The 14,789-nt window shown below is 58.5% G+C and carries 16 protein-coding genes and 1 tRNA gene; 11 read left to right on the forward strand and 6 right to left on the reverse strand.

Going from position 1 to position 14,789, the window contains the following annotated elements; genetic code table 11:
- Positions 1-162: 162 nt before the first annotated feature.
- A complete protein-coding gene (locus tag PH552_RS13140) occupies positions 163-975 on the forward strand; it encodes a ferredoxin--NADP reductase (protein WP_112340807.1) in 813 nt (270 codons plus the stop codon).
- 54 nt (positions 976-1,029) lie between these two features.
- Here PH552_RS13140 and PH552_RS13145 read toward each other — a convergent pair whose 3' ends face one another.
- The 4 genes from PH552_RS13145 to PH552_RS13160 all read right to left on the reverse strand — a co-directional run bounded on the left by PH552_RS13145 (position 1,030) and on the right by PH552_RS13160 (position 2,949).
- Positions 1,030-1,644 carry a GntR family transcriptional regulator gene (locus tag PH552_RS13145; RefSeq protein ID WP_112340806.1) on the reverse strand — a complete coding sequence of 205 codons (615 nt, stop codon included), beginning with the start codon at positions 1,642-1,644 and terminating at the stop codon, positions 1,030-1,032.
- 191 nt (positions 1,645-1,835) lie between these two features.
- Positions 1,836-2,042 (reverse strand): hypothetical protein, encoded by a 207-nt coding sequence (locus PH552_RS13150; RefSeq protein WP_112340805.1) that lies wholly within the window; start codon positions 2,040-2,042, stop codon positions 1,836-1,838.
- A 239-nt stretch (positions 2,043-2,281) separates the two neighbouring features.
- Entirely contained in the window at positions 2,282-2,539 is a 258-nt protein-coding gene (locus PH552_RS13155) for a GlsB/YeaQ/YmgE family stress response membrane protein (protein WP_112340804.1), read from the reverse strand.
- Between the two features lie 334 nt (positions 2,540-2,873).
- Positions 2,874-2,949: transfer RNA gene (locus PH552_RS13160), tRNA-Lys, on the reverse strand.
- A 282-nt stretch (positions 2,950-3,231) separates the two neighbouring features.
- Here PH552_RS13160 and PH552_RS13165 point away from each other — a divergent pair.
- Together PH552_RS13165 and PH552_RS13170 are read left to right on the forward strand one after the other, a co-directional pair.
- Positions 3,232-3,708, forward strand: coding sequence for a hypothetical protein (locus tag PH552_RS13165; protein ID WP_245430261.1), 477 nt, complete (start codon positions 3,232-3,234; stop codon positions 3,706-3,708).
- 413 nt (positions 3,709-4,121) lie between these two features.
- Positions 4,122-4,325, forward strand: coding sequence for a hypothetical protein (locus PH552_RS13170; RefSeq protein ID WP_162736971.1), 204 nt, complete (start codon positions 4,122-4,124; stop codon positions 4,323-4,325).
- A 271-nt stretch (positions 4,326-4,596) separates the two neighbouring features.
- On the opposite strand, the gene PH552_RS13175 is transcribed toward PH552_RS13170, so the two are convergent.
- Entirely contained in the window at positions 4,597-4,878 is a 282-nt protein-coding gene (locus tag PH552_RS13175; protein ID WP_112340802.1) for a PsiF family protein, read from the reverse strand.
- A gap of 270 nt (positions 4,879-5,148) precedes the next feature.
- Here PH552_RS13175 and PH552_RS13180 point away from each other — a divergent pair, with 270 nt between their 5' ends.
- Together PH552_RS13180 and PH552_RS13185 are read left to right on the forward strand one after the other, a co-directional pair.
- Entirely contained in the window at positions 5,149-5,901 is a 753-nt protein-coding gene (locus tag PH552_RS13180; RefSeq protein ID WP_112340801.1) for a cytochrome c biogenesis CcdA family protein, read from the forward strand.
- A 64-nt stretch (positions 5,902-5,965) separates the two neighbouring features.
- Entirely contained in the window at positions 5,966-6,928 is a 963-nt protein-coding gene (locus PH552_RS13185; RefSeq protein WP_112340800.1) for an AEC family transporter, read from the forward strand.
- Here PH552_RS13185 and PH552_RS13190 read toward each other — a convergent pair.
- Positions 6,905-8,107: a UbiH/UbiF family hydroxylase gene (locus PH552_RS13190; protein WP_112340799.1), complete on the reverse strand. Its 1,203-nt coding sequence runs from the start codon at positions 8,105-8,107 to the stop codon at positions 6,905-6,907. The genes PH552_RS13185 and PH552_RS13190 overlap by 24 nt on opposite strands.
- A 214-nt stretch (positions 8,108-8,321) precedes the next feature.
- On the opposite strand from PH552_RS13190, the gene pcsA reads away from it, so the two are divergent.
- From pcsA to PH552_RS13220, 6 genes are read left to right on the forward strand one after another with little or no spacing between them, the layout of a single operon-like run.
- The gene (gene pcsA, locus PH552_RS13195; protein WP_112340798.1) at positions 8,322-9,047 is read left to right on the forward strand and encodes a phosphatidylcholine synthase; all 726 of its coding nucleotides are present in this window, start codon (positions 8,322-8,324) and stop codon (positions 9,045-9,047) included.
- A 12-nt stretch (positions 9,048-9,059) separates the two neighbouring features.
- Complete coding sequence (locus tag PH552_RS13200) at positions 9,060-10,043, forward strand: quinone oxidoreductase family protein (RefSeq protein WP_112340797.1); 984 nt, start codon at positions 9,060-9,062, stop codon at positions 10,041-10,043.
- A 41-nt stretch (positions 10,044-10,084) separates the two neighbouring features.
- Entirely contained in the window at positions 10,085-11,659 is a 1,575-nt protein-coding gene (locus tag PH552_RS13205; RefSeq protein ID WP_112340796.1) for an ABC transporter ATP-binding protein, read from the forward strand.
- Positions 11,649-12,734: an ABC transporter permease gene (locus tag PH552_RS13210; protein ID WP_112340795.1), complete on the forward strand. Its 1,086-nt coding sequence runs from the start codon at positions 11,649-11,651 to the stop codon at positions 12,732-12,734. The genes PH552_RS13205 and PH552_RS13210 overlap by 11 nt, the downstream gene beginning before the upstream one ends.
- On the forward strand, positions 12,731-13,651 hold the full coding sequence (locus tag PH552_RS13215) for an ABC transporter permease (RefSeq protein WP_112340794.1): 921 nt from the start codon (positions 12,731-12,733) through the stop codon (positions 13,649-13,651). Before PH552_RS13210 ends, PH552_RS13215 begins: the two co-directional genes overlap by 4 nt.
- Before the next feature lie 48 nt (positions 13,652-13,699).
- Positions 13,700-14,776: a BMP family ABC transporter substrate-binding protein gene (locus tag PH552_RS13220; RefSeq protein WP_112340793.1), complete on the forward strand. Its 1,077-nt coding sequence runs from the start codon at positions 13,700-13,702 to the stop codon at positions 14,774-14,776.
- Positions 14,777-14,789: the final 13 nt, after the last annotated feature.

The raw sequence follows: 14,789 nt of genomic DNA on the forward strand, positions 1-14,789 counted from the left end.
TGGAAACTTGACTGAAACACGCATATTTCAGTCCTATGCTGCCTGATGGAATGGAATGCCTTTCAAAACCGGCTATATTGTTATATCAGCGTCGCGAAATGAGCCTGCCAGGGAATATGTGACCAGGAAAACGCGTAAGACTAATACGGGATTCGAGACAGAATGAACGCCCCCGCAAAGACAGATGAATTTGCTTCAGCCGTACCCGCCGGCGTCTTCGCCGAGAAGGTGCTGAGCGTCACGCATTATACCGACCGGCTCTTTCGCTTCACTATGACCCGGCCGCAAGGCTTCCGCTTCCGCTCCGGCGAATTCGCCATGATTGGGCTGATGGTCGATGGCAAACCGCTCTATCGCGCCTATTCGATCGCGAGCCCCGCCTGGGCCGACGAGCTCGAATTCTTCTCCATCAAGGTGCCGGATGGTCCGCTGACCTCGCACCTGCAGAACATCAAGCCCGGCGACGAAGTGTTGATGCGCAAGAAGCCGACGGGCACGCTGGTTCTGGATGCGCTGACCCCCGGCCGGCGGCTCTACATGTTCTCGACCGGCACCGGCATTGCGCCGTTTGCAAGTCTTATCCGCGATCCGGAAACCTATGAGAAGTTCGAGGAGGTCATCCTCACCCACACGACGCGCGATGTCGCCGAGCTGAAATACGGCTTCGACCTCGTCGAGGAAATCCGCAACGACGAAATCCTGAGCGAAGTCGTCGGTGACAAGCTGCGCCACTATGCGACTGTCACTCGTGAGGAATTCCCCTTCAAGGGCCGCATCACCGATCTCATCGAAAACGGCAAGCTTTTCAGCGATCTGGGCGTGCCTCCGCTTGATCCCGCGATCGATCGCGGCATGATCTGCGGTTCTTCCGCCATGCTGAAGGACACCAAGGGTCTGCTCGAAAAAGCCGGCCTGAACGAAGGTGCCAACAACAAGCCGGCCGAGTTCGTCATCGAACGCGCCTTCGTCGGCTAGGCGAATTGCCGACATGTGGACGCAGAGGCGGTTTCGACAACGAAGCCGCCTTTTTCATGGGCTGCTGAGATAGCCGATGAGCGAGGCCATGGCGGCGCGTGCGTGATCTGCATCGCCGTTTCGGATCGCGTCTATTGCCTGAACATGCATGGCTGTCGCTCGGCCCATCTGGTCATGCGCTCCCGTGGAGTACCAAAGCCTGCGCGCATGCGTCTGCACTGGTCCGAGCGCTGCCGTAATGAAATTGTTGGGGCAGGCGGCTTCCAGAATCTCATCGAACGTCTTGTCGGTGGCGAAAAATCCGGGCAGGTCGCCTGTAACGGCACACTCCGTCATCAGACGAGCGCATTCCCCCAACTGCTCACGCTGCTGCGGATCTGCATGGGTGGCAACGAGCGCGGCCGCGATCGGCTCCAGTTCGCGCCGGACCTGCATGACGAATTGATGGTCCTCGGGGCGGATCTCCGCAATCTGCAGGCCGACGCGGGGCCGCACATGGATCAGCCCCTGCCAGGCGAGCTTCTGAATCGCTTCGCGCACTGGAGTTCGCCCGTGGCCAGCCATCTCGATCAGTTGTTTCTCGGTGACGAGGGCGCCTGGCGTCAGCTCGAGCGTCACGATCGAGTATTCGAGCGTGAGATAGGCGAGGTGGCTAAGCGAATTCTGCATTCGAGACGGTTTCCGGCATGTGCATGGACGGCACAGAGTGTCATCTGGCATCATCGAAGGCAATCGATAGCGATATATCAGTATCGCAGTCGGCCGGCCTTCTTTACGTCCATGTATTTCAATGATTCCGGACCGCCTTGAGAAAATCGACGGTCCGGCGGCAATTTACGCCTGACGGAAAGAGCCGCGCATCATTGGCCTATTGCCGTGGAAAGGCTCGGCGGCTTCCGTTTGGCTGCCATGAGCAGATCCAGCTCCGTCGACGAGGGTCCGAACTTATAGAAGAGGCGCTTTGCTTCCGCGTCGTCGAGACGATATTTCCGCGCAAATTCAGCAATGCTGTAAGGGCGGCCTCGGATGACTCTTCGCGTGGTTGTCCGATTGGCGTTTTCCGTCATGTTTCCAACCTCCTTTCGGTTCCATTCTGGTAGATAGCGCCAAGCGGGAGGTTGGAAAGGCCTTGAAGTGCATTGTGATCGTGCACATCGGCTCTCTCGGGTCTCATATTCGGATTTTTATATGTCGTGGCAACCCGCCGCGCATGCCGACACCGTTCATGCAACAAAAAGGGAAGGCGAGAATATCTCGCCTTCCCTTTTCCTCTTCCCGATTCGGGCGCTTCCCGCCCGATATATGGTTATCGCCTGATCAGTCGGCCGACGAAAATCAGGATGCAGGCGCCGATGAAGCCCGTGACCAGATAATTTAGCCACACATGGAACGGCAGAGCGATGCCGAGGGCACGGAACAGCCAGCTGGCGACGAGCGCGCCAACGATGCCGAGGATGATGTTCATGATGATGCCGGTGTTGCTCTTCATGATCATCTCGGCGAACCAGCCAGCCAAACCGCCGATGATAATTGCTGCAATCCAACCTACGTTTGCGTCTTCCATAAAAGAACCTCCTGAGGGCCCGACAGGTTGTCAACAGTAACCGATATACACCAAAAACGATTCGCACCCCAACTGTTGCCGATTGCAGGCTGATGGAACCGATCTTTGCAACCCTGATTATTAGCGAAAATTGTTACCGTTGTTTGCGCCCGATGAGAATCGGCTGCCTTGCCGAGGGCAATCGGTTTGTCAGCTTCATGCACTATGATCTCGGATATATCGACTTGGAGCAGAGGACCTTGCAAACTATCGACAACCCGTTCGGCACGAGGTTGTCACCCATGTCTTAGGGACAATCTGTTACCTATGTCTTCGGTATGGACAAAAAATCCGCTGGTGAGAGCGATGGGATTCGAACCCATGACCTACTGATTAAAAGTCAGTTGCTCTACCGACTGAGCTACGCTCTCCCTTTCCGCAGGCAGATACTGCCTCGGCTGGAAGTGCGCGGAACATATGCAGACGCCCTATTGCGGTCAACCCATAAAATAGCAGTTGTCATGCCTCGAAGATGCTTTTCCTCGTCTCCTTGTGGCGAAATGGGCAGGCGTGACGGAAAAATCCTTTCTTGTGAGATTGTATAACGCACAGGTTGTTGATGTCGGTTGTATCAAAATGGCTGGTGAAGGCTCTCGATTGGGTAGTAAGGTGCCCTGATCAAAAAGATGGCTGGTAAAGACGACGGGCGAATAATGGAATTCGTGGCAGATCTGCCCTTATGGGAAATCTACGCAATCGTTTGCGGGCTGCTGGGTTCCCTCGGGATCCTATTAGGGCTGATCGCCGGAAAGAGGTTTGGGATTGCATTGAGGGTATTGCCGCTGGTTGGCGTCGCGATCACGACGCCGGTGACAGAGCATTTTGTGATTCCCTATCTCACGGAGCGCTACCCCGTAATCTTCGCCAACAAGGACCTGCCCAGAAAGGTCGATCAGAAAACCACTTTGACGAAGATAGATTTTACTGACCAGATCTACAGCTATTTCTACGATGTGGATGATGATGAGGAGGATTTCGATCCTCCTCTCGTCAAATCCGCCCAGCTTGCCGACTTGTGCAACTTCCTCCTGCCGAAATTCAGCTCCGGCGAAGCTTTGCTGGCAAATTACATCTATCAGCTGAAGGGTCGGGATTACTCGTTTTCGGTCGACAGCCGCGACTGCTCGTGAGGCTTGGATAGGCGGTCCTGCTTAAGATCGCCTCTGCAGGATGATTCGCGCGGGCAAACCGGCCTGCACCTATGCGATTGCCGAGAGCGCCGCGATCGCAACCGCCGTCCGGCCGCCGAAGATTGGCAGCAATATCAACATGACAAGTCGGGCGAACTTCTTCCTTTCGATCGCCGTCATGATCAGCTCCTCACCTGGCAACGACGTTTAAACGCTGAAATTCATAATTCGTCTCGTATCAACTGTCGTATTTTTATATTAAATGTCGCTAAAAGTATGACGCCTTGTTGTTTCGGCGTCCTTAAAGCCGCGCCGACCGCGGATTGGACAATCGTCGGACAGCGATATCCCCAGCCTCCTTGGAACGGAATCGAATCGACCGAGTTTCCCTTCCGACAAAGAGGAGACGTATGTTGGCAAACGATCGATCGCATGATCCGCAGGACGGAAACGAAGAGAAGCAGGCGCTGGCGAAGATTCAGCACAGCAAGGCACATGATTCGGTTCGGGTGTCGAAGAATAGGGACAAGGCCAAGGTTGTTGCCGATCCTCGCAACAGGCTCGCCGATGGTAAGGTCGATCCGGCGACGAGAGAACTCAAGCCGAAGACGGAGTGATCCTCGGCGGGTCATGGCTCCGGTCGCATCCGACTGGCCGGTTTCTGCTCCGTCCATTGATTCGACCGGACAGGAAAGGGCTTCAATTTCAGTGGTTTCCGCTGTTTGTCTCGTCGGTTGCAAACATTGCCGCCGCCATGGCAGCCAGACGTGCTGTTTTCCTGTGCCGCATCTCTCCGGCTTATGGTGCGAGGTGAAGACCCTATCGCAACGATCAACTCTACCGCCACTTCAACGGCAAAGTTGATCGTTGCGTAAGACGTATTTGGCCTTAGACCTTACCGCCGTTCTTCTTGCAGTCGCTGCGGAATTTGGCGCGTGCCTTTCCATGCAGACCCTTGGCATCGGCCTGGGTCGAACATGCCTTGGACACGGCAGTCTGAGCCGGCTTCATTGCTTTCGGCTTGGTCGTGGTGGTCGTCGAAGGCGTCGACATCGTTGCACTGGGGGTCGTCGTAGTCGTGGTGCTGGGGGTCGTCGCGGTTTGGGCCATGGCGCTGACGCTGAAGAGTGCGACAAAGGCTGTAGTCGTGAACATAGTAGCAATTCGCATGGGGCTTTCCTCCGTTAAATAGCTGAGATGGAATATGCGTTGTTCTACGAACCATGGCAGCTTGGACCCCGAATTGGGCGAAAAGTGAATTCTTTCATCCGCTTCCTCTGCGGCGTTTGGTCGCGTCTGTGGAAACGGATTGGCAGCCTGTGCTGGGCGCAGCAATCGTTCGTCTCCAAGGCTGTACCGGGACTGCCCGCGAAAAGGTGATTGGCTTTCGGTCGTCTGCAACGCTAGGAAGGGACCGGAATGACATAGCCGGAGTCCATCGTGTCGCTCGCCGATATCTCGCTTCTGAGTGCATTGCTCGCCGGAGCGCTTTCGTTTCTTTCGCCCTGCGTGCTGCCGCTCGTACCGCCTTATCTCTGCTACATGGCGGGAATTTCGGTCGAGCAGTTTCGTGGCGGCGGCGCGGCTGCCGTAGCGGCGCCGAACATTCGCGGCAATGTCCTGATGTCGGCGCTCTTTTTCACCTTAGGATTTGCCACGGTATTCGTCGCGCTCGGAGCCGGCGCCTCTTCCATCGGGCTGCTGCTGCGCCAGCACCTGGATATCCTCGCCAAGATCGGCGGTCTCATCATCGTCATCATGGGCATGAATTTTCTCGGCGTCTTTCGTATCGGCCTTCTGGCCCGCGAGGCACGCTTCCAGAGCGGCGGCAAACCGGCGACGCTGACGGGTGCCTACATTATGGGCCTTGCCTTCGCCTTTGGCTGGACGCCTTGCATCGGCCCTGTGCTGGGCGCCATTCTCGGCATTGCTGCATCGCGTGAGACGGTCGGCGCCGGTGCGGGCCTGCTCGCCGTCTATTCGCTCGGCCTTGCCATTCCCTTCTGGATCGCCGCCGGCTTTTCCGGGGCCTTCATGAGCTTTCTCTCCCGCTTTCGCCGCCATCTCGGTACGGTCGAGAAGATCATGGGCGGGCTTCTGGTGCTCACCGGTCTCGCCTTCATTTTCGGCTATGTGAGCGACATGGCGATCTGGTTTCAGCAGACCTTTCCAATCCTGATGAAAATCGGCTAATCCGGGCGACACCTTTCGCCTTCATTTTCCCCGGCAAACGGAACATGCCCGATGGCTGACCCCCATGGCTGATATTGTTGGTCTGCTGCTGCCATTCTTCGGCCTGATCCTGATCGGTTACGTCGTCACACGCGTTACGAAGCAGCCGGCGGAGGCACTCGGCTGGCTGAATACCTTCATCATCTATGCCGCATTGCCGGCGCTGTTCTTCAAGCTCGTATCCCAGACGCCGATCGAACAGCTGACGCGGATCGACTTCATCGCCGCCGATATCGCCGCGACCTATTCGATTTTCCTGCTGCTGTTTCTGATCGGCCGTTTCCTGCGCCGCAATTCACTTGCCGACTGCACGATCCAGGCTTTCGCCGGCGCCTATGGCAATATCGGCTATATGGGGCCAGGGCTCGCACTTCTGGCGCTGGGCGAAAGGGCCGCCGTTCCCGTAGCGCTGATCGTTTGCTTCGAAAACGCCCTGCATTTCATCGTCGCGCCCGCGCTGATGGCGCTGGAAGGTGAAGACAAGCGATCCCCATTGCGGCTTGCCGCGGATATTGCCGGCAAGGTGCTGCTGCACCCCTTCATCCTGTCGACCGCGCTTGGTTTCGTCGTGGCGGCGTTTTCGCTCCATCAGCCCGTCGCCTTCGAGCGATTTGTCAATTATCTCGCGCAAGCTGCTGCGCCTTGTGCGCTATTTGCCATGGGCGTGACGCTTGCATTGCGGCCGCTGAAATGGATTCCAGTCGAGATCGGCTATATCGTGCCGGTGAAGCTCATCCTGCATCCGTTTGTCGTCTATATCGTTCTGCAGGCCGTCGGCGGATTCGATCCGATCTGGATCGAGGCGGCGGTCCTTTTGGCGGCACTGCCGACGGCAACGAATGTCTTCGTCATCGGCCAGCAATACGGCGTCTGGCAGGAGCGGGCATCCGCCACCATCCTGATCACCACGGCCTGTTCCGTGGTGACGGTTTCCGTCGTTCTCTATTTGATAAAGTCGGGCGCCTTACCGGCGCAGCTTTTCCCGTAGCAGCGACGGAAAATTGCGCAGGCTTCCGCCGGGTTCGATGCCCTCGCGCATGACGATGTTGCGGAGCGGTGCAATGGCCGAAAGCACATGCAGGCCCGCGGCGCGCAACATCTGCACAGGCAGGAAGTCCGACAGAAGCGAGCGATTGAGGAGGTCGACGCTTGCTGTCCGGGTGACGATATCGGCGCGTCTCTTGCGGTCGAAACTGTTGCCCGATGTCGCCGGGATCGGCTGGTCGGCGCGCGAGCAAAGAATATCCGACAACGCCAATATATCGCGAAGACTGAGATTGAGCCCCTGGGCGCCGATCGGCGGAAAGACATGCGCGGCTTCGCCGATCAGCGCGGCGCGGCCCTTGCCGAAACGATAGGCCGTCATGCCGGAAAGCGGCCAGACCTGCACGCTGTCCTCGATCGTGACCTGGCCAAGCATCGATTGCATTCGCTCCTCGACCAGGCGGCCGAGCTCCTCGAGCGACTTTTCGGCATTGGCCGCCGCTTCCGACGGCTTCTGCACCCAGACAAGGCTCGAACGCCGGCCGGGCAGAGGCACCTGCGTGAAGGGGCCGCTTTCCGTGTGAAATTCCGTAGAGATGTTCTGATGCGGCAGACTATGCGCGAAGTTCAGCACCATTGCCGATTGTGGATAAGACCAGCCCTTGGTTTTGATTCCGAGCATCTCTCGCACCATCGAATTGCGGCCATCCGCGCCGATGACGAAGGCGGCTTCGATCGAATCGCCGTTGTCGATGACGACCGTGACGCCGTCATCGCGGAAGGTGATTTCGGAAGCGGTGGCTTCGGTGCGGCTGATATTGCCTTCCGCTTCGATGGCTTGGCTGAGATTGTCGAGCAAGACGGCATTCGGAATATTGTAGCCGAAGGCGTCCAGTCCGATCTCGGACGATCGGAACGAGACGGTCGGCGCACGCAGCAGCCGCGAAGTGCCGTCGACGATGCGCATCGTGGTCAGCGGTGCCGCCGAAGACGCTACCCTTTCCCATAGCGTCAAGCGCTCCAGAAGGCGGATCGATTGGTCCATTAGCGCCGTCGTCCGCTTGTCGGCCTTGTTGTGCGGCGCGGCGACAAGGGCGACGGATCTTCCGCCGCGCGCGAGCGCGAACGCCGTGATCATGCCGGCGAGTCCACCGCCGATAACGGCCACTTCAATCTGCTTCATATCGATGCCTCAATTGCCTTTGGTTCTGAAAATAAGCGCTTAGCCTGTTGAAATCCATGGGATGAAACATCGCAATGGGTGAAAATGACAGTAAGTAGCGCTAGCGTGCCGGGATCGACGCTTTTGTGCTGGCGGTGCAAGCCAAAGGATGCATATTAGCGAGAAAAAAACCGCCTGCTGGGGCAGGCGCATAAGCAGGCGAGTCACGGGGCGGATGAAAATCTTCAATTACAAGCGGGTGCCTTACGCGGAGATGCGTGCTTTCTCCGTTCATATACTGACGGCATCCGGATCGTTTCTCGCCTTTCTCGGCGTCGTCGCGGCGTCGGAACATCGCTTCGTGGATATGTTCTGGTGGCTTGGTCTGGCACTGCTTGTCGACGGCATCGACGGACCGATCGCGCGCAAGGTTCGCGTCAAGGAAGTGCTGCCAAACTGGTCCGGCGACACGCTCGACAACATCATCGATTACGTCACCTACGTGCTCCTGCCGGCCTTCGCGCTCTATGAGAGCGGCATGATCGGCGAGCCATGGTCGTTTGTCGCAGCCGGGATGATCGTGGTTTCCAGTGCCATCTATTACGCCGATACCGGCATGAAGACGGACGAATATTTCTTCTCCGGCTTTCCGGTCGTCTGGAACATGGTGATCTTCACGCTCTTCGTCATCGACGCCAGTGCGACGACAGCCATGATCCTCGTCGGCGTTTCTGTCGTCCTGACCTTCCTGCCGATCAATTTTCTGCATCCCGTGCGCGTCAAGCGCTTGCGGCCGCTGAACCTTGGCATATTTCTCTTCTGGTCGGCGCTTGGCATCTATTCGCTGCTGATGCATTTCGTCATGCCGCAATGGGCCGTTGTCCTCTTCATCATCAGTGGCATCTATCTTTATTGCATCGGCGCCGTGCTGCAGTTTTTCCCGTCCCTCGGACGTCAATGAGGATTGCGCATCATGAAGAAGACCAAGGTTATCCGAATCCATGAAAATGGCGGTCCTGACGTCATGAAGCTGGAGGAGGTGGACCTGCCGCCTCCGGGTGCGGGTGAGGTGCAGATCCGCCACGCCGCAATCGGCCTTAACTTTATCGACGTCTATTTTCGTTCCGGTCTCTACAAGGCGCCCTATTTTCCTCTGCCGCTCGGCAAGGAAGCCGCAGGCACGATCACTGAAGTCGGGCCTGGGGTGAGCGATTTTGCCGTGGGCGATCGCGTCGCCTATGTCGGCAGCGACGGCGCCTACAGCGTCGAGCGCAATATCGAGACGCGCCATCTGGTGAAAGTGCCTGACGATATCCCGCTCAAAACCGCCGCATCGATGATGCTGAAGGGAATGACGGCCGAATATCTGCTGAACCGTACTTTCAAGGTCGGTCCCGGAACGACGCTGTTGTTTCATGCGGCTGCAGGCGGTGTTGGCCTGATTGCCGGCCAATGGGCCAAGGCGCTGGGAGCCGGTACCGTCATCGGCACCGCCGGTTCCGCCGAAAAGGTCGAACTGGCGCTGGCGCATGGCTATGACCACGTCATCGACTACAGCAAGGAGAATTTCGCCGATCGCGTCCGCGAGATTACCGGGGGCAAGGGTGTCGATGTCGTCTACGATTCGGTTGGCAAGGACACGTTTCCGCAGTCGCTCGACTGCCTGCAGCCGCGCGGCATGTGGGTCACCTTCGGCCAGTCTTCCGGCCCGATCGAGAACTTCAATCTCGCCATCCTCAATCAAAAGGGCTCGCTTTTCGCCACGCGACCGAGCCTCTTTGCCTATGTCGGTACACCTGAGGAGTTGAGAGCCAGTGCAAAGGCGTTATTTGCTGTTGTGCAAAGCAGCAAAGTGCGTATCAATATTCATCAGACTTATCCGTTGGGCGATGCTGGGCGCGCGCACGCGGATCTGGAAGCCAGGAAAACGAGTGGAACTACACTACTGATCCCATAGATCCGTAAAGGACAGGTCGGTGGGAAGGAAATGAGGGGAACGTGTCGTCATCCGATGCGCCGGCAACCGGCGCGCTATTGTCGGTTCGCAAACTGACGAAAATGTTCGGCAGTTTTACTGCTTGCAACGAAATCGATCTTGAAATCCAGCCGGGAGAAATTCACGCTCTCCTCGGGGAGAACGGCGCAGGCAAATCCACGCTCGTCAAGATGCTGTTCGGCGTGCTCGAACCGTCTCATGGCGAGATTATCTGGCAGGGACAGCCCGTTTCGATCGATGCGCCGGGTACTGCGCGCAAGCTCGGGATCGGCATGGTATTCCAGCATTTTTCCCTGTTCGAGGCGTTGACCGTCGCGGAAAATATAGCGCTCTCGCTCGACAGCAATATCCCGCTCGCAAAAATTTCCGAGGAGGCTGCAAAGCTTTCGCATGCCTATGGCCTGCCGCTCGATCCGAATGCGCATGTCGCCGATCTTTCGGTCGGCGAACGCCAGCGCATCGAGATCGTTCGCGCGCTTCTGCAGAATCCGAAGCTGATCATTCTCGATGAGCCAACCTCTGTTTTGACACCGCAGGAAGCCGATCGCCTCTTCGAGACCCTGTTTAAGCTGAGAGACGAGGGACGCTCGGTGCTTTACATCAGCCATCGGCTGGAGGAAGTGCAGCGCATCTGTTCGCGCGCCACTGTCCTGCGCCACGGTAAAGTTACGGGCGCCTGCGACCCGCGGCAGGAAACGACGGGCTCGCTCGCCCGTATGATGGTCGGCAGTGATGTCGCGAGCGTGCATCACGAAGGTCTGGACAAGAAAGGGGATATCCTCTTGGAAGTCGCCGGCCTTTCGGCGCCCGCGCGAACTCCTTTTGCCATGTCGCTGAAGGATGTTGCCCTGCGTGTACGTGCGGGCGAGGTGTTGGCGATTGCCGGAGTCGCCGGAAACGGCCAGGGCGAGCTGTTCGATGTCATTTCAGGTGAATACACCGTTGCATCGGATGATCTCGTCCAGTTGCGCGGCAAGGCGGTGGGAGGCAAGGGCATCAATGCGCGCCGGCTGCTGGGCGCTGGTTTTGTGCCGGAAGAACGCCATGGCCACGCGGCCGTATCGGCATTGAAACTCTCCGACAATCTCGTGCTCGCCAGGCATCAGTCGGACCGCAAGTCGTTTCTGGGTGGTGGCTTCTTCAACGTCATCAGGCATGGCGCGGTCAAGCAGGCGACGAAGCGGATCTGCGAGGCGATGGATGTGCGCAAAAGCGGCGAGGATCCCGCCGCCGGCGCGCTTTCCGGCGGCAATCTGCAGAAATTTATCGTCGGCCGCGAGCTGGATCGTCAGCCGAGCGTGCTCGTTGTCAATCAGCCGACCTGGGGCGTGGATGCCGGCGCTGCCAGCCGCATCCGCCAGGCACTGGTCGATCTCGCCCGCGACGGTTCGGCCGTGCTCGTCATCAGCCAGGACCTGGATGAGATTTTCGAAATCGCGACCGATATCGCCGTCATCTCGGAAGGGCGGCTGTCGCCATCCTATCCGGCAGGTGAGCTGACCCGCGAAAAGATCGGCCTGCTGATGGGCGGGCTGCATGAATCGAAGACGCATTCGGAGCCTGCCCATGCGCATTGAACTCGAAAAGCGCCCGCAGGTCTCGAAGCTGTTCGGCTTCCTGTCGCCGTTGCTTGCCCTCGTCCTGGCGCTGATCGCCGGCACCATCATGTTCGCCGTCATGGGCAAGGATCCCGTCGAGGCGCTCAATGCCTTCTTCGTCGAGCCTCTGCTGGAAGTATGGTCGCTGCACGAACTGGCGATCAAGGCTGGGCCATTGATCCTGATCGCAGTCGGCCTGTGCCTCTGCTACCGTTCCAACAATTGGAATATCGGTGCCGAGGGCCAGTTTACCATGGGTGCAGTCGCTGGATCGTTCATCCCGATCGTCTTCACCGATTGGCACTCGCCGTCGATCCTGCCTCTGATGCTGCTCGCCGGCGCTATCGGCGGTGCGCTCTATGCCGCCATTCCGGCGCTGCTGAAGGCGCATTTCAATACCAATGAGATCCTGACGAGCCTGATGCTGGTCTATATCGCGCAGCTCTTCCTGGATTGGCTGTCGCGCGGGCCATGGCGCGATCCTCAAGGCCATAATTTTCCGCAGAGCATCGATTTCCCCCCGGAAGCCGTGCTGCCGGCGATATGGGAAGATTCCGGGCGAGCGCATTGGGGCATCGTCTTTGCCGTGGTCGCGGCGGTCCTTGCCTGGTTCCTGATGAAATATACGCTGAAGGGCTTTGAGATAACGGTACTCGGCCAGTCGGCGCGGGCAGGGCGCTTTGCCGGTTTCTCCTCGCGCAAGATGGTCTGGTTTGCCTTCCTCTTTTCCGGTGCGCTCTCGGGATTGGCCGGCATATCCGAGGTTTCCGGCTCCATCGGCCATCTTCAGCCGGCGATCTCGCCTGGTTACGGCTTCACCGCTATCATCGTCGCCTTCCTCGCACGCCTCAATCCGCTCGGAGCCATCCTCTCCGGCCTTGTATTGGCGCTGACCTATCTCGGTGGCGAGGCGGCGCAATTGTCGCCCGGCATTTCCGCCAAGGCGGCCAGCGTCTTCCAGGGGCTGTTGCTGTTTTTCGTGCTCTCCTGCGACACGCTGATCTATTACAGGATCCGCCTGGTCTGGTCGCGGGTTCGGGGAGGTGCGGCATGAGTGTCTTCGAAGCCATCCTGCTCACCATCATCACCGCATCGACGCCGCTCGTCATCGCCGGCCTCGGTGAGCTGGTGGTGGAACGGTCGGGCGTGCTCAATCTCGGTGTCGAAGGCATGATGATCATCGGTGCCGTTGCCGCTTTCGTCGGCGCCCAGATGAGCGGATCTCCCTATGTCGGCCTGCTGACCGGCATCGTTGCGGGCGCGCTGTTTTCGCTGCTGTTCGGCTTCCTGACCCTGACGCTGGTGACGAACCAGGTCGCAACGGGGCTGGCGCTGACTATCCTCGGCCTCGGCCTTTCCGGCATGATCGGCGAAGGCTATGTCAGCGTGCCGGGTGTGCAGCTGCAGGAGATCGTTTTTCCGTTCCTGTCGGATATTCCGCTGATCGGCTCGGTGCTGTTCAAGCAGGACGTGACCTTCTATCTCTCGATAGCGCTACTCATCGGTGTCAATTGGTTCCTCTTCCGCAGCCGTGCCGGCCTGAAGCTGCGCGCCGTCGGCGATAGCCATGGCTCGGCCCATGCTCTCGGCATCGATGTCATCCGCACCCGCTATCTCGCCGTCATGTTCGGCGGTGCCTGTGCCGGGCTTGCCGGCGCGCAGCTGTCGCTTGTCTATACGCCGCAATGGGTCGAGAACATGTCGGCCGGCCGCGGCTGGGTGACGCTGGCGCTGGTGGTCTTCGCATCCTGGCGGCCGATGCGCGTCATGGCCGGCGGCTATCTTTTCGGTGCCGTAACGATCCTGCAGTTCCATGCGCAAGGCTTCGGCGTCGGCATTCCCTCGCAATTCCTATCGATGCTGCCCTATGCATCGACTATTGTGGTTCTCGTCATCATCTCTCAAAATCGCCGCGCGACCTTGATCAACACGCCAGCGTCGCTCGGCAAGGCCTTCGTTCCGGAACGCTGAAGACAAGAATCGGACGGATTTCATAGTGTCAAACCAACAGGGGTAACCATGAAGAAACTAGCACTCGCCCTCACAACGACAGCCGCCGCCATCATCGGCTTTGCGGCCGCTGCTGAAGCAGCGCCGACCAAGGTCTGCTTCGTCTATGTCGGCTCGCATACGGATGGCGGTTATTCGCAGGCGCATGATCTCGGCCGCCAGCAGGTCCAGAAGGAGTTCGGCAACAAGATCGAGACGCCCTATCTCGAAAACGTGCCGGAAGGCCCGGATGCCGAACGCGCCATCGAGCGTCTTGCCCGTTCCGGCTGCTCGCTGATCTTCTCCACCTCATTCGGCTTCATGGACGCGACCGTCAAGGTTGCCGCCAAGTTCCCGAAGGTGAAGTTCGAGCATGCGACGGGGTTCAAGAGCGGCCCGAATCTCGCGACCTACAACTCGCGCTTCTATGAAGGCCGTTACATCCTGGGCCAGATCGCCGCCAAGACGTCGAAGAATCATGGTGCCGCTTACATCGCGTCCTTCCCGATTCCGGAAGTCGTGATGGGCATCAATTCCTTCGAACAGGGCGCGCGCTCGATCGATCCCAGCTTCAAGCTCAAGGTCGTCTGGGTCAACACCTGGTTCGATCCGGGCAAGGAAGCAGACGCCGCCAAGGCCATGGTCGACCAGGGTGTCGATATCCTGACGCAGCACACCGATACGACGGCGCCGATGCAGGTTGCTGAAGAGCGTGGCATCCATGCTTTCGGCCAGGCTTCCGACATGATCAAGGCTGGTCCGAAGGCACAGCTGACGGCGATCGTCGACACCTGGGGCAACTACTACTCCAAGCGCGTTCACGCGCTGCTCGACGGCACCTGGAAGTCCGAACAGAGCTGGGACGGCCTCAAGGACGGCATCTTGAAGATGGCTGACTACACCAACATGCCCGACGACGTGAAGAAGATGGCTCAGGAAACCGAAGCCAAGATCAAGTCCGGCGAGCTCGCGCCCTTCACCGGCCCGATCAACAAGCAGGACGGAACCCCTTGGCTGAAGGCAGGCGAAAAGGCTGATGACGGCACGCTGCTCGGCATGAACTTCTACATCGAAGGGGTCGACGACAAGCTGCCGGCTTCGAAATAAGCGGGCGAAATAG

This window comes from Rhizobium aureum, assembly GCF_030182495.1.
Classification (GTDB): Bacteria; Pseudomonadota; Alphaproteobacteria; order Rhizobiales; family Rhizobiaceae; genus Rhizobium; species Rhizobium tropici_C.

Coding starts and splice junctions, on each gene's coding strand:
- PH552_RS13140 (WP_112340807.1), top strand. CDS start 163: ATGAACGCCCCCGCAAAGACAGATGAATTTGCTTCAGCCGTACCCGCC.
- PH552_RS13145 (WP_112340806.1), bottom strand. CDS start 1,644: ATGCAGAATTCGCTTAGCCACCTCGCCTATCTCACGCTCGAATACTCG.
- PH552_RS13150 (WP_112340805.1), bottom strand. CDS start 2,042: ATGACGGAAAACGCCAATCGGACAACCACGCGAAGAGTCATCCGAGGC.
- PH552_RS13155 (WP_112340804.1), bottom strand. CDS start 2,539: ATGGAAGACGCAAACGTAGGTTGGATTGCAGCAATTATCATCGGCGGT.
- PH552_RS13165 (WP_245430261.1), top strand. CDS start 3,232: ATGGAATTCGTGGCAGATCTGCCCTTATGGGAAATCTACGCAATCGTT.
- PH552_RS13175 (WP_112340802.1), bottom strand. CDS start 4,878: ATGCGAATTGCTACTATGTTCACGACTACAGCCTTTGTCGCACTCTTC.
- PH552_RS13185 (WP_112340800.1), top strand. CDS start 5,966: ATGGCTGATATTGTTGGTCTGCTGCTGCCATTCTTCGGCCTGATCCTG.
- PH552_RS13190 (WP_112340799.1), bottom strand. CDS start 8,107: ATGAAGCAGATTGAAGTGGCCGTTATCGGCGGTGGACTCGCCGGCATG.
- pcsA (WP_112340798.1), top strand. CDS start 8,322: ATGAAAATCTTCAATTACAAGCGGGTGCCTTACGCGGAGATGCGTGCT.
- PH552_RS13200 (WP_112340797.1), top strand. CDS start 9,060: ATGAAGAAGACCAAGGTTATCCGAATCCATGAAAATGGCGGTCCTGAC.
- PH552_RS13210 (WP_112340795.1), top strand. CDS start 11,649: ATGCGCATTGAACTCGAAAAGCGCCCGCAGGTCTCGAAGCTGTTCGGC.
- PH552_RS13215 (WP_112340794.1), top strand. CDS start 12,731: ATGAGTGTCTTCGAAGCCATCCTGCTCACCATCATCACCGCATCGACG.
- PH552_RS13220 (WP_112340793.1), top strand. CDS start 13,700: ATGAAGAAACTAGCACTCGCCCTCACAACGACAGCCGCCGCCATCATC.